General features: G+C 53.9%; 21 protein-coding genes. 19 read left to right on the top strand and 2 right to left on the bottom strand.

From position 1 onward, the window contains the following. The first annotated feature begins 146 nt into the window (after positions 1 to 146). The 3 genes from EX31_RS07930 (at position 147) to queE (ending at position 3,169) form a co-directional block, all read left to right on the top strand. Positions 147 to 1,700: a PTS transporter subunit EIIC gene (locus tag EX31_RS07930; RefSeq protein WP_037034157.1), complete on the top strand. Its 1,554-nt coding sequence runs from the start codon at positions 147 to 149 to the stop codon at positions 1,698 to 1,700. Continuing rightward, positions 1,697 to 2,395 carry an N-acetylmannosamine-6-phosphate 2-epimerase gene (locus EX31_RS07925; protein ID WP_037034156.1) on the top strand — a complete coding sequence of 233 codons (699 nt, stop codon included), beginning with the start codon at positions 1,697 to 1,699 and terminating at the stop codon, positions 2,393 to 2,395. Before EX31_RS07930 ends, EX31_RS07925 begins: the two co-directional genes overlap by 4 nt. Positions 2,396 to 2,497: 102 nt before the next feature. Next, positions 2,498 to 3,169, top strand: a complete 672-nt coding sequence (gene queE / locus EX31_RS07920; RefSeq protein ID WP_037034155.1) for a 7-carboxy-7-deazaguanine synthase QueE — start codon at positions 2,498 to 2,500, stop codon at positions 3,167 to 3,169. 13 nt (positions 3,170 to 3,182) lie between these two features. On the opposite strand, the gene queD is transcribed toward queE, so the two are convergent. After that, on the bottom strand, positions 3,183 to 3,542 hold the full coding sequence (queD, locus tag EX31_RS07915; RefSeq protein WP_013574001.1) for a 6-carboxytetrahydropterin synthase QueD: 360 nt from the start codon (positions 3,540 to 3,542) through the stop codon (positions 3,183 to 3,185). Positions 3,543 to 3,711: 169 nt separating this feature from the next. Here queD and EX31_RS07910 point away from each other — a divergent pair, with 169 nt between their 5' ends. The 4 genes from EX31_RS07910 to EX31_RS07895 all read left to right on the top strand — a co-directional run bounded on the left by EX31_RS07910 (position 3,712) and on the right by EX31_RS07895 (position 9,508). Further along, complete coding sequence (locus EX31_RS07910) at positions 3,712 to 4,716, top strand: alpha/beta hydrolase-fold protein (RefSeq protein WP_037034153.1); 1,005 nt, start codon at positions 3,712 to 3,714, stop codon at positions 4,714 to 4,716. 345 nt (positions 4,717 to 5,061) lie between these two features. Beyond that, a complete protein-coding gene (cysJ, locus tag EX31_RS07905; RefSeq protein ID WP_037034152.1) occupies positions 5,062 to 6,864 on the top strand; it encodes an NADPH-dependent assimilatory sulfite reductase flavoprotein subunit in 1,803 nt (600 codons plus the stop codon). Between the two features lie 145 nt (positions 6,865 to 7,009). Next, on the top strand, positions 7,010 to 8,746 hold the full coding sequence (gene cysI, locus EX31_RS07900; RefSeq protein ID WP_037034326.1) for an assimilatory sulfite reductase (NADPH) hemoprotein subunit: 1,737 nt from the start codon (positions 7,010 to 7,012) through the stop codon (positions 8,744 to 8,746). A gap of 24 nt (positions 8,747 to 8,770) precedes the next feature. Then, entirely contained in the window at positions 8,771 to 9,508 is a 738-nt protein-coding gene (locus EX31_RS07895; RefSeq protein WP_013574005.1) for a phosphoadenylyl-sulfate reductase, read from the top strand. Between the two features lie 159 nt (positions 9,509 to 9,667). Here EX31_RS07895 and EX31_RS07890 read toward each other — a convergent pair whose 3' ends face one another. Beyond that, entirely contained in the window at positions 9,668 to 10,705 is a 1,038-nt protein-coding gene (locus tag EX31_RS07890; protein ID WP_037034150.1) for an aminopeptidase, read from the bottom strand. Positions 10,706 to 10,956: 251 nt separating this feature from the next. Here EX31_RS07890 and cysG point away from each other — a divergent pair, with 251 nt between their 5' ends. The 12 genes from cysG (at position 10,957) to nlpD (ending at position 21,184) form a co-directional block, all read left to right on the top strand. Beyond that, on the top strand, positions 10,957 to 12,381 hold the full coding sequence (gene cysG / locus EX31_RS07885) for a siroheme synthase CysG (protein WP_037034148.1): 1,425 nt from the start codon (positions 10,957 to 10,959) through the stop codon (positions 12,379 to 12,381). Positions 12,382 to 12,391: 10 nt separating this feature from the next. After that, positions 12,392 to 13,300, top strand: a complete 909-nt coding sequence (cysD, locus tag EX31_RS07880) for a sulfate adenylyltransferase subunit CysD (protein WP_013574008.1) — start codon at positions 12,392 to 12,394, stop codon at positions 13,298 to 13,300. Positions 13,301 to 13,313: 13 nt separating this feature from the next. Further along, positions 13,314 to 14,741: a sulfate adenylyltransferase subunit CysN gene (gene cysN, locus EX31_RS07875; protein WP_013574009.1), complete on the top strand. Its 1,428-nt coding sequence runs from the start codon at positions 13,314 to 13,316 to the stop codon at positions 14,739 to 14,741. A gap of 1 nt (position 14,742) precedes the next feature. Beyond that, positions 14,743 to 15,366: an adenylyl-sulfate kinase gene (gene cysC / locus EX31_RS07870; protein WP_013574010.1), complete on the top strand. Its 624-nt coding sequence runs from the start codon at positions 14,743 to 14,745 to the stop codon at positions 15,364 to 15,366. 59 nt (positions 15,367 to 15,425) lie between these two features. Continuing rightward, positions 15,426 to 15,806 (top strand): DUF3561 family protein, encoded by a 381-nt coding sequence (locus EX31_RS07865; RefSeq protein WP_013574011.1) that lies wholly within the window; start codon positions 15,426 to 15,428, stop codon positions 15,804 to 15,806. Between the two features lie 167 nt (positions 15,807 to 15,973). Then, on the top strand, positions 15,974 to 16,294 hold the full coding sequence (ftsB, locus tag EX31_RS07860; RefSeq protein WP_013574012.1) for a cell division protein FtsB: 321 nt from the start codon (positions 15,974 to 15,976) through the stop codon (positions 16,292 to 16,294). Between the two features lie 2 nt (positions 16,295 to 16,296). Then, entirely contained in the window at positions 16,297 to 17,016 is a 720-nt protein-coding gene (gene ispD / locus EX31_RS07855; RefSeq protein ID WP_037034147.1) for a 2-C-methyl-D-erythritol 4-phosphate cytidylyltransferase, read from the top strand. Beyond that, positions 17,016 to 17,489 (top strand): 2-C-methyl-D-erythritol 2,4-cyclodiphosphate synthase, encoded by a 474-nt coding sequence (ispF, locus tag EX31_RS07850; protein WP_037034146.1) that lies wholly within the window; start codon positions 17,016 to 17,018, stop codon positions 17,487 to 17,489. Before ispD ends, ispF begins: the two co-directional genes overlap by 1 nt. A gap of 22 nt (positions 17,490 to 17,511) precedes the next feature. Next, complete coding sequence (gene truD / locus EX31_RS07845; RefSeq protein ID WP_037034324.1) at positions 17,512 to 18,558, top strand: tRNA pseudouridine(13) synthase TruD; 1,047 nt, start codon at positions 17,512 to 17,514, stop codon at positions 18,556 to 18,558. Next, positions 18,539 to 19,303 carry a 5'/3'-nucleotidase SurE gene (gene surE, locus EX31_RS07840; protein WP_013574016.1) on the top strand — a complete coding sequence of 255 codons (765 nt, stop codon included), beginning with the start codon at positions 18,539 to 18,541 and terminating at the stop codon, positions 19,301 to 19,303. Before truD ends, surE begins: the two co-directional genes overlap by 20 nt. Beyond that, on the top strand, positions 19,293 to 19,919 hold the full coding sequence (locus EX31_RS07835; RefSeq protein ID WP_037034145.1) for a protein-L-isoaspartate(D-aspartate) O-methyltransferase: 627 nt from the start codon (positions 19,293 to 19,295) through the stop codon (positions 19,917 to 19,919). The genes surE and EX31_RS07835 overlap by 11 nt, the downstream gene beginning before the upstream one ends. A gap of 242 nt (positions 19,920 to 20,161) precedes the next feature. Beyond that, positions 20,162 to 21,184, top strand: a complete 1,023-nt coding sequence (nlpD, locus tag EX31_RS07830) for a murein hydrolase activator NlpD (protein ID WP_013574018.1) — start codon at positions 20,162 to 20,164, stop codon at positions 21,182 to 21,184. Positions 21,185 to 21,199: the final 15 nt, after the last annotated feature.

The raw sequence follows: 21,199 nt of genomic DNA, 5'->3' as shown, positions 1-21,199 counted from the left end.
TTGACCTGACTAGTTTGGCTGATGTGACGCAGTTAACGCCAGAAGAATTCCATATGGATAACGTCGCACATTTGATGGTAATTATTATTTTAATTATATAGTGTGGTGAAAATAATTATCACAACAACACAACGCGGAGTCATCTCATGTCAATATTCAATGGTTCAGGGGGCGGGGCGTGGTTCGAAAGAGCCCAGAAGTTTGGCAAGTCTTTCATGTTGCCTATCGCTATTTTGCCCGCAGCCGGATTGCTGCTGGGTATTGGCGGGGCGCTTTCCAACCCCAATACCTTAACGGCATATCCGTTTCTGAATATTCCGGCCTTGCAGGCGATTTTCACCGTCATGGCCAGTGCCGGATCGATCGTCTTTGCCAATCTGGCGGTGTTGTTTGCCGTCGGGGTCGCCGTCGGGCTGGCACGCAGTGATAAAGGAACCGCAGGCTTGTCCGCGCTGCTCGGATACCTGGTGATGAACGCCACCATCAACGCCATCCTGATCCTCAAAGGGCAACTGGTGACCACCAATCTCAGTGCCGCCGGGCAGGGAATGGCGCTCGGCATTCAGACGCTGGAAACCGGCGTGTTTGGCGGCGTGGTAATCGGTCTTGTGACGTGGTGGCTCCATCAGCGCTACAACAAAATCGAATTGCCGCAGTTTCTCGGGTTTTTTGGCGGTTCCCGCTTTGTACCGATCATCTCCTCCGTTGCGGCCATCGTGGTCGGGGCGTTGATGTTCTTCATCTGGCCACATTTCCAGAAATTGATTTTTGGCATGGGCGGGCTGGTGGATGCGACGGGATACCTCGGCACCTTCATTTACGGTTTTGTGCTACGTATGCTCGGCCCGTTCGGCCTGCATCATATTTTCTATCTGCCTTTCTGGACCACCGCACTCGGCGGCAGCGAAGTGATTAACGGGCATCTGGTGGAAGGCACGCAGCGGATCTTCTTCGCCCAGCTTGCAGACCCTAATACGCAGCAGTTTTATATCGGCACTTCACGGTTTATGTCCGGGCGCTTCATTACCATGATGTTTGGTCTGGTGGGTGCGTGTCTGGCGATGTACCACACGGCGCGGCCTGAGAATAAAAAACGCGTCGCCGGGTTGCTGCTTTCGGCGGCACTGACCTCCTTCCTGACCGGGATCACCGAACCTATTGAGTTCTCGTTCCTGTTTGTCGCGCCGATGCTGTATGTCCTGCATGCGGTATTCGACGGTCTGGCGTTTATGATTGCCCACATTTTGCAGATCACCATCGGACAAACTTTCTCCGGCGGCTTTATCGATTTCATTCTGTTTGGGGTTTTACAGGGTGAAAGCAAAACGCACTGGATGTACGTCCCGCTGGTCGGCGTGCCGTGGTTTGCCCTTTATTACTTCTCTTTCCGCTACCTGATCAGGCGCTTCAACCTGAAAACGCCGGGGCGTGATGAGGCTGAAATTCAGCAGGATAACGTCGTGACCGATCGCGCCGGACTGATTATCGAAGCACTCGGCGGCGCGACCAATATCGCGGAGCTGGATTGCTGCGCAACGCGTTTGCGCATCAGCGTTCATCAGGCTAGCGAAGTGAATGAAAACAAGCTGAAGTCGAGCGGTGCACGCGCCGTGCTGATCCGCGGAAACGGTATTCAGGTGATCTACGGACCGCATGTCACGATTATTAAAAATGAAATTGAGGAGATGTTGGGAGTATGAATCAGTCAATGTTAACGACCGTCAGGGGACAGTTGATCGTGTCCTGTCAGGCGCTGGATGACGAACCGCTGCACAGCGATTTTATTATGAGCCGTATGGCACTGGCCGCTATGCAGGGCGGTGCCGCGGGGATCCGCGCGAACAGTGTTGCTGATGTAAAAGCCATTCGCGCCACCGTTCCGCTGCCGGTTATCGGGATCATCAAACGTGATTACCCCACAAGCGATGTCTATATCACGGCAACCCTGAAAGAAGTCCGTGAGCTGATGACTGTTGCGCCGGACATGATCGCGATGGATGCCACGTTCCATCAGCGTCCGGGGGAATTGCAACTTGCGGCGCTGCTACATCGTATCCGTGAGGAGTTCCCGTCCCTGTTGCTGATGGCGGATATCGCGACCTTAGAAGAAGCGCAAAACGCGCAGGCTTTAGGTTTTGATTGTATCGGGACAACATTGCACGGCTATACTCAGGAGACGCAGGGCAGCAAACTCTGGCATGACGACTTCGCTTTCCTGCGTCAGGTGCTGGCGCAGTGCACGACGCCGGTCATTGCCGAGGGAAACGTGGATACCCCAGAAATGGCGGCGCGATGTTTAGCGCTGGGGGCGCATTCCGTTGTGGTCGGCGGGGCAATTACCCGCCCGCAGCAGATCACGCAACGCTTTACTGACGCCATCCGCTCTTTGCGCTGATAAACATTTTTGCACACACTCCCGCTGCGCCCTGTATTTGGCGCAGCGCCTGCGATCTGCGATAATGCGCGCTGATTTTTTTTAGAGATGACTGAGAAACCGATGCAGTACCCGATTAATGAGATGTTCGAAACCCTGCAAGGGGAAGGCTATTTTACCGGCGTGCCGGCGATTTTCGTTCGCCTGCAAGGCTGTCCTGTGGGTTGCAGCTGGTGCGATACCAAACACACCTGGGATAAAATTGCCGATCGGGAAGTCGATATGCAGCGCATTCTGGTCAAAACCGAAGAGAGTGATGCCTGGGGTAACGCCACCTCAGAACAACTGCTCGAGGTTATCGCGCAGCAAGGTTACACCGCGCGTCATGTGGTGATCACCGGCGGCGAGCCATGTATTTACGATCTGACTGAACTGACATCATTACTGGAAAAGAGCGGCTTCAGTTGCCAGATTGAAACCAGCGGCACGCACGAAGTCCGTTGCTCGGTGAATACCTGGGTGACGGTTTCCCCGAAAGTGAATATGCGTGGCGGTTACGACATTGTGCCGCAGGCACTGAAACGGGCCGATGAAGTGAAACATCCGGTGGCGCGTCAGCGGGATATCGACGCTCTGGATGCCCTGCTGGAAACCCTGACTGACAGCAAAGCGCGGATTATTGCCCTGCAGCCAATCAGTCAAAAAGAAGAAGCCACCAGACTGTGCATTGCGACCTGCATTGCAAGAAACTGGCGGCTTTCAATGCAGACACATAAGTATCTCAACATTGCATAAGAGATATGCTGAGTTAACCTTTATATACGCAACCCGCGGTGCAGGTTTCTTTCACGCGCACGGCGCTGAGCAGTGGCAGCTTAGGTTTCATCTCGTTCCAGATCCACGCGGCCAGCACTTCGCTGGTCGGGTTTTCTAAGCCCGGAATGTCGTTCAGATTATAGTGATCGAGACGATCCAGAGTCGGATTAAACGCAGCTTTCAGTTCGGCGAAATCCATCACCCAGCCGGTATGCGGATCCACTTCACCGGTGATTTCTAAACGGACGGTGAAAGAGTGGCCGTGCAACCGTCCGCACTTATGCCCGGCGGGCACATGCGGTAAATGGTGGGCGGCTTCAAACTGAAAATCTTTAAATAATGTGGTGGTCATGAGGCATGTCTCGTTGCTCGAAAAAACGCGGCATAGTACCGGAATACCGGCTTACGTGCCATGACTTAACTGCGCTTTTCTTCACCAAATCCTGACTTTTACTCTCTTTACTCCGCCCGCATTGCTGGCATACAGTGAGCCGGTAGAAACTAACTTGTTGAGATAGTGAATGATTACTGTGCTTCGTTGCGCTGTTCTGGCGTTGTTGTTCTCGGCTGGTGTTCAGGCAGAGACCACTGCCACCCCTCAGCAGTCCGTCCCCGCTGCGGCTAAACCGGTTCAACCCGCGGTTAAAGCCTCTCCGGTTGCCAAAACTCCGGTCAGTAAAGCACCTCTGGTTTTCCCACCGGGATCCGGTGTGATGCATATTGCACTGGCACCGGGTAAAAAGCCGCTGGAAGTTTTCACCTACCAACCGGCCGGTGCGGATGAGACTACGCCGGTGGTGATGGTGATGACCGGCGTGGACCGTAACGCCGCGACTTACCGCAATGACTGGATGACCGTTGCCGATCAGTATCATTTGCGCGTGGTCGTGCCGCATTTCAGTGAGCAGGATTTTCCCGGCGCCGCAGGCTATAACCTCGGTAATCTGACCGACAGCAAAACCCATCACCGTTTGCCGAAATCGCAGTGGGCGTTCAGCATTGTCGATAACTTGTTTACGACGCTGCAAAAGCAGGGCGTCACCAGCCAGAAACAATACTATTTATTTGGAAACAGCGCGGGCTGCCAGTTTGTACATCGCATGCTGACGCTGTTGCCTGAGCCGAATGTGAAAGCCGCGGTCTGTGCGGCGGCAGGCTGGTGGACATTACCGGATACCGATCAGCGCTGGCCTTATGGTTTACGCGAAGCGCCGGTGGCGGTCAGCCAGCAGCAACTGAATGATTACTTTGCCAAACCGGTGCTGATTGCCGTGGGGGCTGAAGACGACGATCCGGAAAACCGCCTGCTGCGCAAATCCAAGCAGGCGATGGCGCAGGGGACAAACCGTCTGGAGCGCGCCGAGAGTTATTTCACCACTTCCCAGCAACGCGCTGAACAGAACAACACACCGTTTAACTGGCACTTTATGGACCTGTCAGATGTTGGCCACAGTGGCAGTAAAATGTCAGTATTTGCCGCCGGACAGTTCGCCTGGTTTGAACAGCACAACGCTTTTCATCTTTAAAATCGTCACGCTTAGCTGAATCCTGAAAAATATTCATCACCCCGCTCCGGCGGGGTTTTTCTTTATGTATCCGGCACTTTGCAAAGAGCCTGCTCGCAGTGAGGTAAATTTTTTAGCGATTTCAGTAGGATAAAAATCATGCCTTACCAGTTTTTCAGATAGACCTTACCTCTAAATCCTCTTAGTCATTTTGGTTATTTATTATTTCCATCACTTCTTTAATTGTTATTATCCTGCTCGTTAACCTACATCCTCTGAAAGGTTTTTCCCGCGCGAACATATACTGTAAAAAGCGCCGGAGGCCGGATTGATGACTTGCTTTTGCATAAGGGAATTCGTACCGCGATGACGACTCAGGCTCCTCCAACTTCACTGCTCCCGCTGACCCCCGAGCAAATGGCCCGCCTTCAATCGGCGATTGGTGATTATTCACCGACTCAGATGGCCTGGCTGTCAGGGTATTTCTGGGGCATGGTTAATCAGCAACCGGGTGCGGTGGCAGCTCCTGCTCCGGTACAGAATGCCGCGTCAGTCACTCTGATTTCCGCCTCGCAAACGGGTAACGCCCGCCGTGTTGCCGAGCAACTGCGTGATGACCTGATCGCCGCGAAAATTAACGTCAATCTGGTGAATGCCGGTGACTATAAATTCAAACAAATTGGTCAGGAAAAGCTGCTGCTGATCGTGGCCTCTACGCAGGGCGAAGGCGAACAGGCTGAAGAAGCCGTCGCGTTGCACAAATTCCTGCAATCCAAAAAAGCCCCGCAAATGAAAGACACGGCTTTTGCGGTGTTTGCGCTGGGTGATACCTCTTACGAATTCTTCTGTCAGGCAGGTAAAGATTTCGATACCCGTCTGGGCGAGCTGGGTGCAGAACGTCTGTTAGACCGCGTTGATGCCGATGTGGAATATAAAGAAGCCGCCGAAAACTGGCGTAAGCGTATTGTCGATGTGCTGAAACAGCGCGTACCGGCTGACACCGGGGCGCAGGCGGCTCCGACGCTGGCAGGCAGTGTGAATCAGGTCGACAGCAGCCCTTACACCAAAGAAGCGCCGCTGACCGCGACACTTTCCGTTAACCAGAAAATTACCGGCCGCGATTCTGATAAAGACGTGCGTCATCTGGAAATCGAACTCGGTGATTCCGGCCTGCGTTACCAGCCGGGCGATGCGCTGGGGATCTGGTTTGAAAACGATCCGCAACTGGTGCAGGAAATCGTTGAACTGCTGTGGCTGAAAGGTGATGAAATTGTCGAGGTGAACGATAAAAAATTGCCGCTTTCAGAAGCGCTGCAACATCACATCGAACTGACCCAAAACACCACGCCGATTATCGAAAAATATGCCGCGCTGTGCCGCGATGAACACCTGACCGGTCTGCTGGCTGACAAGCCTGCGCTGCAGCAATACGCCCAGACCGTGCCGTTTGCTGACATGGTACGCCGCGCACCGACTGAGCTGGATGCCCAGCAACTGGTGGATTTACTGCGTCCGCTGACGCCGCGTCTGTATTCGATTGCCTCCTCGCAGGCTGAAACTGAAACAGAAGTCCATATTACTGTTGGCGTGGTGCGTTATGACATCGATGGTCGACCGCGCTCTGGTGGCGCGTCCGGCTTCCTGGCCGATCGTCTGGAAGAAGACGGCGAGGTGAAAGTCTTCATCGAGCATAACGACAACTTCCGTCTGCCAGCGAATCCGGAGACGCCGGTCATTATGATAGGACCCGGTACCGGCATTGCGCCATTCCGCGCCTTCATTCAGCAGCGTGATAACGACGGCGCCACCGGCAAAAACTGGCTGTTCTTCGGCAACCCGCACTTTACCGATGATTTCCTGTATCAGGTCGAGTGGCAGCGTTACGTGAAAGACGGCTTGCTGACCCATATCTCTCTGGCATGGTCACGCGACCAGGCGGAAAAAGTATATGTACAGGACAAGTTGCGTGAGCAGGGCGCTGAAGTCTGGCAGTGGTTGCAGGAAGGCGCGCACGTGTATGTCTGTGGCGATGCCAACCGTATGGCGAAAGACGTAGAACAGGCGTTACTGGAAATCATCGCGAAATATGGCGAAATGGATCTGGAAACGGCCGACGAATATCTCAGTGAATTACGTCTTGATCGCCGTTACCAGCGCGACGTCTACTAATGCCCTGCATCCTTCTAATTGCAGGGGCGTTGGCTTCCTTCAGTCACCCGAATCACTGACTTGAGTCAGCTCATCGGGATTCCTTCAGTTGCCGCCTACCTGCAACTCGAATGATTTTGGGCATAAAGTTATGAGTGAAAAAATTATGAGCAACAAGTTGTGGAGTGAACTCAATCCCGGTCCGGGCCCGCTGATCGTCGATGCCCCGCTGGCTGACGCCGAACGCCTGAAGAAGGAAAGTAATTTCCTGCGCGGCACCATCACTGAGGATTTAAAAGACGGTCTGACCGGTGGCTTCAACGGAGATAACTTCCTGTTGATCCGCTTCCACGGCATGTATCAGCAGGATGACCGTGATATCCGTGCGGAACGCGCTGAGCAAAAGCTGGAACCGCGTCATGCCATGATGTTGCGTTGCCGTTTGCCGGGCGGCGTGATGACGCCTGCGCAGTGGCTGGGCATCGACAAATTTGCTGAAGACAGCACGCTGTACGGCAGCATCCGTATTACTAACCGTCAGACTTTCCAGTTCCACGGCATTCTGAAACCGAACGTAAAACCGGTGCATCAGTTGCTGAATAAACTTGGTCTGGATGCACTGGCTACGGCTAACGACGTTAACCGTAACGTGTTGTGTACCTCGAATCCGGTGGAGTCTGAACTGCATCAGGAAGCGTATCAGTGGGCGAAGAAAATCTCCGAACACTTGCTGCCGCGTACCCGCGCTTACGCCGAAGTGTGGCTGGATCAGGAAAAAGTCGAAACCACCGACGAAGAGCCGATTCTGGGGGCGACCTATCTGCCACGTAAGTTCAAAACCACCGTGGTGATCCCGCCGCAAAATGACGTGGATCTTCACGCCAACGACCTGAACTTTGTGGCGATTGCCGATAACGGCAAACTGGTCGGCTTCAACGTGCTGGTCGGCGGCGGGCTTTCTATCGCCCACGGTGATAAAGCCACTTACGCACGAACTGCCAGCGAGCTGGGCTTTATTCCGCTGGAGAACACGCTGGCTGTTGCCGAAGCCGTGGTGACCACGCAGCGCGACTGGGGTAACCGTACCAACCGTAAAAACGCCAAAACCAAATACACGCTGGAACGCGTCGGCGTGCCGGTATTCAAAGCCGAAGTTGAAAAACGTGCAGGCATTCAGTTTGGTGATATTCGTCCTTACGAATTTACCGGTCGCGGCGATCGTATCGGCTGGGTAAAAGGCATCGACAAACAATGGCATCTGACGTTGTTTATCGAAAATGGCCGTATTCTCGATTATCCGGGCAAGCCGCTGAAAACCGGACTGGCAGAAATTGCTAAGATCCATAAAGGTGATTTCAGGCTTACTGCTAACCAGAACCTGATCGTGGCCGGTGTCGCTGAAAAAGACAAAGACGCGATTGAAACCCTGGCGCGTAATCACGGCCTGATTGACGACGGTGTCACCGAGCAACGTAAAAACTCGATGGCCTGCGTGTCTTATCCGACCTGCCCGCTGGCGATGGCGGAAGCGGAACGTTTCCTGCCTGAGTTTGTGACCAAAGTAGAAGGCATCATGCACGGCCACGGCGTAGGCGATGAACACATCGTTCTGCGTGTGACCGGTTGCCCGAACGGTTGTGGGCGTGCGCTGCTGGCCGAAATTGGTCTGGTGGGGAAAGCGATGAACCGCTACAACCTGCACCTTGGCGGTAACCGCGCCGGAACACGTATTCCGCGCATGTACCGCGAAAATATTTCTGATGCAGAGATCCTGGGCATCATTGACGAACTGGTCGGACGCTGGTCGAAAGAGCGTGAGAACGGTGAAGGCTTTGGCGACTTTGTGATCCGCGCAGGGATCATTAAGCCCGTGCTGGATCCGGCACGTGACTTTTATGATTAAGAGCGATAACCGACAGGAGGCGATATGAGTTTGCTGAACCTTACTCTGGCTGAACTGAATGAACTGCCGAAGTCCGGACAATCCATGGCGCTGGCGGAAATTAACGTCAGCCTCGAAAAATTGTCCGCGCAGGAGCGTGTGCAATGGGCGCTGGAAAATATGCCCGGTGAATTCGCGCTGTCTTCCAGCTTCGGCATTCAGGCGGCGGTCTGTCTGCACTTAGTCACACAGCAGAAACCGGACATTCCGGTGATCCTGACCGATACCGGCTATCTGTTCCCGGAAACCTATCAGTTCATCGATACATTAACCGAACAGCTGAACCTGAATCTGCAGGTATTCCGCGCTGAACATTCGGCAGCCTGGCAGGAAGCGCGTTACGGCAAACTGTGGGAGCAGGGCGTCGAGGGCATCGAGAAATATAATCACATCAATAAAGTCGAGCCGATGAATCGGGCGATTCAGACGCTCGGCGTGCAGACCTGGTTCGCCGGTCTGCGTCGTGAGCAATCAGGCAGCCGTGCGCATCTGCCGGTGCTGGCGGTGCAACGTGGTGTGTTTAAAATCCTGCCGATTATCGACTGGGATAACCGTCAGATCTTCCGTTATCTGCAAGACAACGGCCTGAGTTATCACCCGCTGTGGGATCAGGGCTATCTTTCCGTCGGTGACACGCACACCACGAAAAAATGGGAAGAAGGCATGAAGGAAGAAGACACGCGCTTTTTTGGACTGAAACGCGAATGCGGCCTCCATGAATAAATCCCCGTCATACTTCGGGTTGCAGATGCGTTGGCTGCGCGCTCTTACCCCGGTCACATAGTAATCTATGCTCCCGGGGATGCGTTCACTTGCCGCCTTCCTGCAATCCGAATTATTTAGGGGATTCCTGTAATTAACGTCTCAACTCCCCATATTTAATCAGGCGTGTTTCGCCGGTTTCGCCAGATCCTTCAGCAACGGGAATAACACTTTCACCGTATCGCGGGAACGTTTTTCAATGCGTCCCGGCAGGGCTTTATCCAGATACTGCAGATTATCGAACTGGCTCTGATAACGCGTGGTACCCAGCGGGAAGTGGCTGGTGATCGCGCGTTGCTGGAGGCCGTCTTTCTTACCCAGCGCATAGTTAGTCGCCGTCACGTTCAGCAGCGGCAGCCGTGCGTCATCCAGCGCTTTTATGCCATCGCAGCAATGTACGCCTTCGTGGCTTTCTGCCGGAATACCCAGACTGTGCGCAATATTCAGCGCCCGTATGCGGGTGAGTTTCGCCACGGCCACGGAAGTATTCGCGCCGCTGTTGAAATACAACCGGTCACCGGTGATCAGCGAATTCAGGTTGATCACCAGCAGCGTATTTTTCTTCTCTTCAGCACTCATGCGGTTCACAAAGTCTTCCGCGCCTTTAGCACCGGTTTCTTCCGCACTCAGCGCCACGAAACGCAAGCTGTAGTGCGTCGGGATGGCCTGCATGCGTTCGGCCAGCTCAAGCATCACACTGACGCCGGAAGCGTTGTCATCGACCCCCTGCAGCGTCAGGCCGCCGAGATTATGGTTGGTATCACTGTCGCTTTGCGGCACATAGGTATCGAAATGCGCCATCACGATGATTTGCTGCGGCACTTCTCCTGCACGTGCGGCAATCACCGACGTGGCGTGAATATTTTGCCAGTTCTTTTTGCCCGCATTGCTGGTGTAAAGATAGCGGGTATCGAAGCCACGTAAATCGCTCGTATATCCTAATTTATTGAACTGCTGATTCAGATAATCCGCGGCGATCAGTTCTGCCGGGCTGCCGGCCATGCGTCCGGGAAAATAGGTGGCGATATGGCGAATTTGCTGACTGGCGATCATCCCCACCGGCGGAAGCGGGGCGGACGCCGCCATCGCATGACCCATACAGACACAGCTCAGGCTCAGCGCCAGCAGCGTCCGCTTCATGCGTAAAAAAGAAAACATAGCCAAAAATCCTTATTTGCTGGTCAATATGACCGGAAGGCAATCAAACAACAGGCCGCGTGTGGCGGTCTTTCTGGGGCGTACAGTATGCGATTGTCTGTGCGATTAGACAATTTCCCGTTATCCCAAACCGCTCTTTTTGCCGGGCTATATTCCATTTAGTAACTAATCATTCCTTTTCGTCATTTCAGATCAATTATTGCCTGCACGTATAGTTTGTTTATTAACTCTGACAATCATTAAAGGCTTTTGTGGACTATCTACCAATATTTGCCGACCTCAAACAACGCCCTGTGCTGGTCGTGGGAGGTGGCGAAGTCGCTGCTCGCAAAATTGATCTCCTCCTGCGGGCAGGTGCGCAAGTACGGATAGTCGCACAGGCACTTTCTCCCGAGCTGGAACAACGCAGACAGGCCGCAGAAGTTAGCTGGTCGGCACAGGCATTTCTGCCGGAACAGCTCGACGATGTTTTTCTGGTGATTGCCGCCACCGACGACGCCGCGTTAAATGCTGAGGTTTTTGAACAGGCCAACCGCCGTCATGTTCTGGCTAACGTGGTTGACGATCAGCCGAAGTGCTCGTTCATTTTCCCTTCTATTGTCGACCGTTCGCCGATTGTGGTCGCGATTTCTTCCAGCGGTAAAGCGCCGGTACTCGCCAGAATGTTGCGCGAGAAGCTGGAAACTCTACTGCCGGGCAGCCTGGGGCAAATGGCCGATATCGCCGGACGCTGGCGCGACAATGTGAAAGCACAGTTCAGTTCAATGCGTGCGCGTCGCCGTTTCTGGGAACAACTGTTTGCCGGACGCTTTGCCAGCCTCGCTTCTGCGGGAAAGCTCGCAGAAGCAGAACAGGCGCTGCAACAACAGTTAGAAAACGCGGAAGACATCTCGCATAGCGGGAATGTCACGCTGGTCGGTGCCGGGCCCGGTGATGCAGGATTGCTCACCCTTCGCGGGCTGCAGGTGATGCAGCAGGCCGATGTCGTGCTTTACGACTATCTGGTCAGCGAAGACGTGCTGGATTTAGTGCGCCGCGATGCGGACAAGATTTGTGTGGGTAAACGTGCGGGCAGCCATTCTGTCGCGCAGGAAGACACTAACCGTCTGCTGGTCGAACTGGCGCAGCAGGGGAAAAAAGTCGTGCGCCTCAAAGGCGGTGATCCGTTTATTTTCGGACGCGGCGGCGAAGAATTACAGGCGGTGCAGGCGGCAGGCATTCCTTTCCAGGTGGTGCCGGGTGTTACCGCGGCTGCCGGTGCGACAGCCTATGCAGGTATTCCGCTGACGCACCGCGATTACGCGCAGAGTGTGATATTCGTGACCGGGCATTGCCGTCCGGAAAACAACGGCGTGCAGTGGGAGACCCTCGCGAAAGGCCAGCAGACATTGGCGATTTATATGGGCACGCTTAAAGCTGCCGAAATCAGCCAGCAACTGATCGCTCATGGTCGCGCAGCGCATACGCCCGTTGCGGTCATCGGACGGGGAACGCGTTCTGATCAGCAGGTGCTGACCGGAACACTCGATAATCTTGAACATCTGGCTCAGCAGGCGCCGGCGCCGGCGTTACTGGTGATTGGTGAAGTGGTATCACTTCATCAGCAACTGGCCTGGTTTGGGCATCATCCTGAGACTGACGGCACCCAACGCCCGTCGGTTGTGAATTTGGCTTAAAGGATCTGTTATGGACGAAAAACGACTGACTCATTTGCGGCAACTGGAGGCGGAGAGTATCCATATCATCCGTGAAGTGGCTGCTGAATTCGCCAACCCGGTGATGATGTACTCCATCGGGAAAGATTCCTCGGTGATGTTGCATCTGGCGCGCAAAGCTTTCTTCCCGGGCACCTTGCCGTTCCCGCTGCTGCATGTGGATACCGGCTGGAAATTCCGCGAAATGTACGACTTCCGTGACCGCACGGCGAAGAATTACGGTTTTGAGCTGCTGGTGCATAAAAACCCGGAAGGTGTGGCAATGGGCATCAACCCGTTTGTGCACGGCAGTGCCAAACATACTGACATCATGAAAACTGAAGGTCTGAAGCAGGCGCTGAATAAATATGGCTTTGATGCCGCTTTCGGCGGTGCACGCCGTGACGAAGAAAAATCCCGTGCCAAAGAGCGTATCTATTCGTTCCGTGACCGCTTCCACCGCTGGGATCCAAAAAACCAGCGTCCTGAACTGTGGCACAATTACAACGGCCAGATTAACAAAGGCGAAAGCATCCGCGTATTCCCGCTCTCTAACTGGACTGAGCTGGATATCTGGCAGTACATCTATCTGGAAAATATCGAGATCGTTCCGTTGTATCTGGCCGCGCCGCGTCCGGTGCTGGAGCGCGACGGTATGCTGCTGATGGTTGATGATGATCGTATTGATCTGCAACCGGGCGAAGTGATCGAGAAGAAAATGGTGCGCTTCCGCACATTAGGCTGCTGGCCGTTGACCGGTGCTGTTGAATCTGAGGCACAAACGTTGCCGGAGATCATCGAAGAGATGCTGGTATCGACCACCAGTGAACGTCAGGGACGCGCGATCGACCGTGATCAGGCCGGTTCGATGGAACTGAAAAAGCGTCAAGGATACTTCTGAGGAGCCGCAGCTAATGAATAACGCAATTGCACAACAAATCGCGGAGCAGGGTGGCGTTGAAGCTTACCTGCACGCTCAGCAACACAAAAGCCTGCTGCGCTTTCTGACCTGCGGCAGCGTCGATGACGGCAAAAGCACCCTGATCGGGCGCCTGCTGCATGACACCCGTCAGATCTACGAAGATCAGCTGTCTTCTCTGCATAACGACAGTAAACGTCACGGCACCCAGGGCGAGAAACTGGATCTGGCACTGCTGGTGGATGGCTTACAGGCCGAACGCGAACAGGGCATTACTATCGATGTGGCTTACCGTTATTTCTCTACCGAGAAACGTAAGTTCATCATTGCGGACACGCCGGGGCACGAACAGTACACCCGCAATATGGCGACCGGTGCATCGACCTGTGATCTGGCGATCCTGTTGATCGACGCCCGTAAAGGCGTGCTGGATCAAACCCGTCGCCACAGCTTTATTGCGACCTTGCTCGGGATCCGTCACCTGGTGGTTGCCGTCAACAAAATGGATCTGGTGGATTACAGCGAAGCGGTATTCGAGCAGTTTAAACAGGATTATCTGGATTTCGCGCAGCAACTGCCGACCGATCTGGACATCAAATTTGTGCCGCTTTCCGCGCTGGAAGGCGACAACGTTGCCACACCAAGCGAGAAAATGAACTGGTACACCGGCCCGACGTTGCTCGACGTGCTGGAAACGGTAAACATTATTAACATTCGTGAACAGCAACCGATGCGCTTCCCGGTGCAGTACGTTAACCGCCCGAATCTTGATTTCCGTGGCTATGCGGGAACGCTGGCATCCGGTTCTGTCCGTGTCGGTCAGAAGGTGAAAGTATTGCCATCCGGTGTGGAATCTACCGTGGCACGCATTGTGACCTTTGACGGTGATTTGCAGGAAGCCTGGGCGGGCGACGCGATTACGCTGGTGCTGGCCGATGAGCGTGATATCAGCCGTGGCGACACGCTGGTCGATGCAGAAGAAACGGTTAAACCGGTACAGAATGCCAAAGTCGACGTGGTGTGGATGGCCGAGCAGCCACTGAGCGTCGGGCAGAGTTACGACATCAAAGTCGGCGGCAAGAAAGCCCGTGCGCGTGTGGAAAATATCGAATATCAGGTGGAAATTAACTCGCTGACGCAGCGTGTGGTAGAAAACCTGCCACTGAATGGTATCGGACTGGTGGAACTGGCCTTCGACGAACCACTGGTGCTGGATAACTATCAGAGCAACGCGGTGACCGGCGGCATGATCTTTATCGATCGGCTGACCAACGTTACCGTGGGTGCTGGTCTGGTACGTGAAGCCATTGAACAGGTATATCAGGAATCGGATAAATACAGCGCATTTGAGCTGGAACTGAACAGCCTGGTTCGACGTCACTTCCCGCACTGGGGTGCGCGTGACCTGCTGGGTGGCAAATAAGATGGCGTCACAAGACAGCACTTTTTTAAAAGATGAGAATGTTGTCTGGCATCCGCACACGGTGACTCGTGCGGATCGCGAAAAGCAACATGGCCATCGTGGTGCGGTGCTGTGGTTCACCGGGCTTTCTGGCTCGGGGAAATCCACAGTGGCCGGTGCGCTTGAACAGGCGCTGTATGCGCAGGGCGTCAGCACTTATCTGCTCGATGGCGATAATGTCCGTCACGGACTGTGCCGTGATCTGGGCTTCACCGACGACGACCGGCGTGAAAACATCCGTCGTGTAGGTGAAGTGGCGAAACTGATGGTGGATGCCGGGCAGGTCGTGCTGACGGCGTTCATTTCACCTCACCGCGCCGAGCGTGAAATGGTGCGTGATTTGCTGGAAGATGGTCAGTTTATTGAAGTGTTTGTGGATACGCCGCTGGCTATCTGTGAGGCTCGTGATCCGAAAGGTTTGTATAAAAAAGCCCGTGCGGGTGAACTGAAAAACTTCACCGGTATTGACTCAGAATATCAGCCGCCGGAAACCCCGGATGTGCATCTTGATGGTGAACAATTGGTAACACAATTGGTGCCTCAATTATTAGAAGTGATGCGCCAGCGCGCTATTATCAATCCCTGAATGTTGCCGGCCAAACGTCACAGAGCGTGCCGGTTTACACTGAAATACAGGGATCATCTATGCAGGCGTTATTTAGCAGACTTGTCAGTCGGAACCGCGTGGATCGCACCGGGGAAATTACCCCCCGGACACGCGTGCCGATACCGGAAACCGACAGTGCAGACACCGAAGATCCTTCCTACTCCATGCAGGGCGGATTCATCGGGTTTGTCTTCTACTGGCTGGCGTTCGCGATCCCTTTTCTGGTTTATGGTTCCAACACCCTGTTTTTCCTGCTCTACACCTGGCCGTTCTTCCTGGCGCTGATGCCCGTTTCCGTCCTGATAGGCATTGCGTTCAGCACGTTCTTTGGCGGTGGCTGGTTTAAAACCTCTCTGGCCAGCGCGGTCTGCGTTATCGGCATGTTCTGGACAGTCTTCTCTTTCCTGTCTGGCTGGTGACTTTTCCTGGCGGTTTTCGCTGCAAATTCCCTTCACGATGTAACCCATTGTGTCATTCTCACCCTTAATTGCGTGCGTAAGTCTGATTCTCACCGGCTTTACCACTGCCACAGTGGAGTCAGAGGGAAAGTTGTGGGATGATTGTCCAGCTTTTTTAGGGGGCGGGGATGGGCAAACTAACACTGCTATTACTGATTTTACTTGGCTGGCTACAGTATTCGCTGTGGCTGGGTAAGAATGGTATTCACGATTATGTACGTGTAAACGATGACGTTCAGGTGCAACAAGTTAATAACGGCAAACTGAAATCACGTAATGATCAACTTTTCGCAGAAATCGACGATTTAAACGGCGGTCAGGAAGCGATCGAAGAACGCGCACGCAATGAACTGGGCATGATTAAACCCGGCGAGACTTTTTATCGTCTGGTGCCTGACAACAAACGTGCGCCTGGTAGCACCGTTTCGCAAAACAACCTGAATCAATAGCCATGAGCCATATCGCAGTTTCCCTTCCAGAGGTTATTGCCGTGTTACCGGCTGCCGGCATTGGCAGCCGTATGCAGGCAGAATGCCCCAAGCAATATCTTTCTATTGGCGGTAAGACGCTGATAGAACACTCAATTTGCGCTTTGCTGCAAAGCGGCAAAGTCAGTCAGGTTATCGTGGCATTAAGCCCGCACGATACGCAATTCGAACAACTTCCCATTGCCCGTGATCCGCGTATTCGCGTGGTTGCAGGCGGTGCGGAACGTGCTGAGTCGGTGATGGCCGGGCTGGATGTTGCCGGAGACAGCGGCTGGGTGTTAGTACATGATGCGGCGCGTCCGTGTCTGCATCCTGACGATCTCCATAATCTGCTGGCGATTGCCACCACCAGTAAAGTGGGCGGGATCCTTGCCGCCCCCGTGCGCGACACGATGAAGCGTGGTGAACCGGGTCTTACAGCGATTGCACATACGGTCGATCGTCAGGACCTGTGGCATGCACTGACGCCGCAATTTTTCCCGCTCGAATTACTGAAAACCTGCCTGCGCCGTGCACTCAATGAAGGTGCGGTGATCACAGATGAAGCCTCGGCAATGGAATATTGCGGTTTTCATCCTATGCTGATCCCGGCACGGGCCGATAATATTAAAGTCACCCGACCAGAAGATCTGGCGCTGGCTGAATTCTATTTAACCCGCTTATCCCAGGAGGAGAACGCATAATGCGTATCGGTCACGGTTTTGATGTACATAAATTTGGCGGCGAAGGCCCGCTGGTGATCGGTGGTGTGCGTATCCCTTATCCGCAGGGTTTACTGGCGCATTCAGATGGTGATGTTGCCCTGCACGCGGCTACTGACGCACTGCTTGGTGCCGCTGCGCTGGGAGATATAGGTAAACTTTTCCCGGACACTGACCCGGCCTTCAAAGGTGCTGACAGCCGCGAACTGCTGCGCGAAGCCTGGCGCCGTATCCGTGCAAAAGGCTACAAGCTGGGCAATATGGATATCACGATCATTGCACAGGCACCGAAAATGGCTCCGCACATCCCGCAGATGCGCGTGTTTCTGGCAGAAGATCTGCAATGTCATATGGATGACGTCAACGTGAAAGCCACGACAACCGAACAGCTGGGCTTTACCGGCCGTGGCGAAGGTATTGCCTGCGAAGCCGTTGCTTTGCTGATTAAGGAATGATGTTGTGGAAGATTACCGCATGATAGATATGTCCCGTCTCACCTGGTTGCTGGGCGAGCCTGTTGCCACCGGCCTGCTGAAAGCCAATCCCGAAGACTTTATTGTCGAAGAGGATCTGGGTTTTGAGCCGGATGGCGAAGGTGAACATCTGTTGGTGCGGATCCGCAAAAATGGCTGTAACACGCAGTTTGTCGCGGAGCAACTGGCGAGATTTGCCAAAGTGCATCCGCGCGATGTCAGTTATGCCGGTCTCAAAGACCGCCATGCCGTTACCGAACAATGGTTTTGCCTGCATCTGCCGGGCAAGACTGATCCCGATTTAAGCCAGTTTGATCTCGAAGGCTGCGAAGTTGTCCGCGCCTCACGCCATCGCAAAAAGATGCGTATCGGTACGCTGAAAGGCAACGCGTTTACGCTGGTGCTGCGTCAGGTAAGCGATATGGCTGATGTCGAGGCGCGTCTGGAAAAAATCACCCAACAGGGCGTACCGAACTATTTCGGCACTCAGCGTTTTGGCCGTGGTGGCAATAATCTGGTGCAGGCGAAGCGCTGGGCAACCAATGAAGCCCGTCCGAAAGAACGCGCAAAGCGCAGTTTTTATCTTTCCGCCAGTCGTAGTGCGATGTTCAATATCGTCGCCAGCCAGCGTCTTGCCGCGGGGACCGTGCGTCTGCCGATGCTGGGTGATGCCCTGCAACTGAGTGGCCGTGGCAGTTGGTTTGTGGCGAAAGCCGAAGAGTTTGAATCGCTGCTACCGCGCGTTGAAAACGGTGAATTGCTGGTAACCGCACCGTTGCCGGGAGATGGCCCGCTGGGCACACTCGAAGACGCTGAAGCCTATGAGCTGGCCTGTCTGAATGGTCAGGAGGATTTACTGTCGCTGCTTAAACGTGAGAGGGTCGAACCGGCACGTCGTGCCATCATGCTGCAACCTTTGCAGATGCAATGGCAGCGCTGGGATGATGTTACTCTGGAACTCAAATTCTGGTTACCGGCCGGCAGTTATGCCACCAGCGTGGTGCGTGAACTGATGAATCTGGATGAAAGTGATGCGGATATTACTGAGTAACGACGACGGCGTACTGGCTCCGGGCATACAGGCGCTGGCGTCAGCACTGCGTGAATTTGCTGACGTGACGCTGGTGGCCCCTGATCGTAACCGCAGCGGCGCATCTAATGCGTTGACGCTGGACGGCCCGTTGCGTATTCAGTCTTACCCTAACGGTGATACCGCCGTAATTAACGGTACGCCGACCGATTGTGTGTATCTTGGCGTGAATACGCTGATGCGCCCTAAGCCAGATATAGTGGTCTCTGGCATCAATGCGGGGCCGAATCTGGGTGACGACGTCATCTATTCCGGTACGGTTGCCGCCGCGATGGAAGGCCGCCATCTGGGCTTTCCCGCGCTGGCGGTCTCACTGGACGGCCATCAGCATTATGACACGGCGGCGATCATCACCTGTCGGATCCTCAGGGCTCTGGCGCGTGAGCCTTTGCGTACTGGCAAAATTCTGAATATTAACGTCCCGGATTTGCCACTTTCGCAGATCAAGGGGATCAAGGTGACGCGTTGCGGTAGCCGTCATCCGGCCGAGCAGGTATTTTGTCAGCAGGACCCGCGTGGTCAGGACTTGTACTGGATTGGCCCGCCGGGGGATAAATTTGATGTCGCACCTGATACTGATTTTGCTGCTGTCGCGCAAGGTTATGTTTCAGTGACGCCACTTCAGGTGGATTTAACCGCCTATGCGGCTCAGGATGTCGTGGTCTCATGGTTGGAAAAGGCCGGGGTGAGCGCGAATGGTGAATAAACCGATGTACAACCTGCTGGAACAACTTCGCCAGCAGGGCATTCATGATGAAAAACTGTTGCATGCCATAGAATCTGTGCCGCGTGAGCGTTTCGTGGATGAGGCATTTCAGCATAAAGCTTACGAAAACACTGCGTTGCCTATTGGCTCCGGTCAGACCATTTCTCAGCCTTATACCGTGGCGAGAATGACCGAGCTGCTGCGCCTTGAGCCCACTTCACGCGTGCTGGAAATTGGCACCGGGTCAGGCTATCAGACTGCGATTCTGGCACACCTGGTTGAACATGTTTTCTCGGTTGAGCGCATCAAAGGGTTGCAGTGGCAGGCCAAAAGACGCCTCAAGCAACTCGATTTGCATAATGTCTCCACCCGTCATGGTGACGGCTGGCAGGGCTGGCCTTCGCGTGGCCCGTTCGATGCCATTATTGTCACTGCTGCACCTCCTGAAATACCTCAAGATCTACTGCAACAACTCGATGATGGCGGCGTATTAATTCTGCCCGTGGGCGAAGAAAATCAAACATTGCAACGGGTCACACGACGTGGTGATGAGTTTGTTGCAGAGACTATCGAAGCCGTTCGTTTTGTCCCGCTGGTGAAAGGCGAGCTCGCCTGAAACCGGTGATAAGCCGATCCCTGCAGGACTAACCTCTTAAAATTTAAATACAACTGTTATATGGTGCTGTACTGGCGATGTTGATAGCATCCACTACAGTTTTTTATGGCACAGCGGCATTTGGGCAAAGGCCTGAATGGGCATGTTGCCTGCCCGCACCGTGTCTGATGACACGAAAAGCGCCAGCTGGCGCGGTGTGCGAGGTTAAAGAGATATTCTGAGATTGCCGTAACGGGGGAAATATGAGCACGGGAAGCCCAATAAAAACACTAAGCCGCATTGTAATGTGTACTTTTATCAGTGCCTGGATGGCGGGATGTACGAACAATTCAACGACATCTGCACCCATCAGCAGCGTTAATGGCGGCGGTGGCAGTGGCAATAGTAGTCAGAATACTCTGAATTCCACTCCGCAAATGGCGCCTGCTGTCGGCCCTGGCGGACACATTGTGTACAACCGCAGCTATAACTCAATCCCTAAGGGAAGTTACAGTGGCAGCACCTATCAGGTGAAGCGTGGCGACACACTGTTTTATATTGCATGGATCACGGGCAATGACTTCCGCGACCTGGCCGCGCGCAATAATATCCCAGAGCCATACAGCCTCGAAGTTGGCCAGACAATCCAGATAAATAACGTCTCTTCCGCAGCAAGTACCGGGGGTGCGATAGCGGTCACAGATGCCACAAATGGCGGTGTTCCGAAAGTTCCAACCGGGGGCATGCTCACAGGTTCTGTGGTTGCATCTCAACCAACTACCACGTATTCTGATTCTTCTGGTAAACAGAATGTAGGCAAGATGTTGCCTTCATCAGGTGCAGTTACTACCACCACAACACCTGTTGCTGTAGCCAGCACTCCCGTCGCCACATCTACAAATAATGGCGGTCCGGTTTCCTCCTGGAAATGGCCGACTGACGGGAAAATTATCGATAATTTCTCAGCTTCTGAAGGGGGAAATAAGGGGATCGATATTGCTGGTTCGCGTGGACAGTCTGTCGTAGCAACCGCCTCGGGGCGTGTGGTCTACGCCGGTAATGCTCTTCGCGGTTACGGTAATCTAATCATCATCAAACACAATGATGATTACCTGAGCGCCTATGCACATAACGATACAATGCTGGTCCGGGAACAACAAGAAGTGCAGGCGGGTCAAAAAATAGCGACTATGGGTAGCACCGGAACCAGTTCAGTAAGATTGCATTTTGAAATTCGTTACAAGGGGAAATCCGTAAACCCGCTGCGTTATCTTCCGCAGCGATAAATCGGGGCAGAGCAT

Origin of the sequence: Rahnella sp. WP5 (genome assembly GCF_000745615.1) — a bacterium.
GTDB classification, from domain to species: domain Bacteria; phylum Pseudomonadota; class Gammaproteobacteria; order Enterobacterales; family Enterobacteriaceae; genus Rahnella; species Rahnella aceris.
The sequence above is the reverse complement of the archived record's forward strand: the minus strand, read 5'-3'. Positions and strand labels throughout refer to the sequence as shown.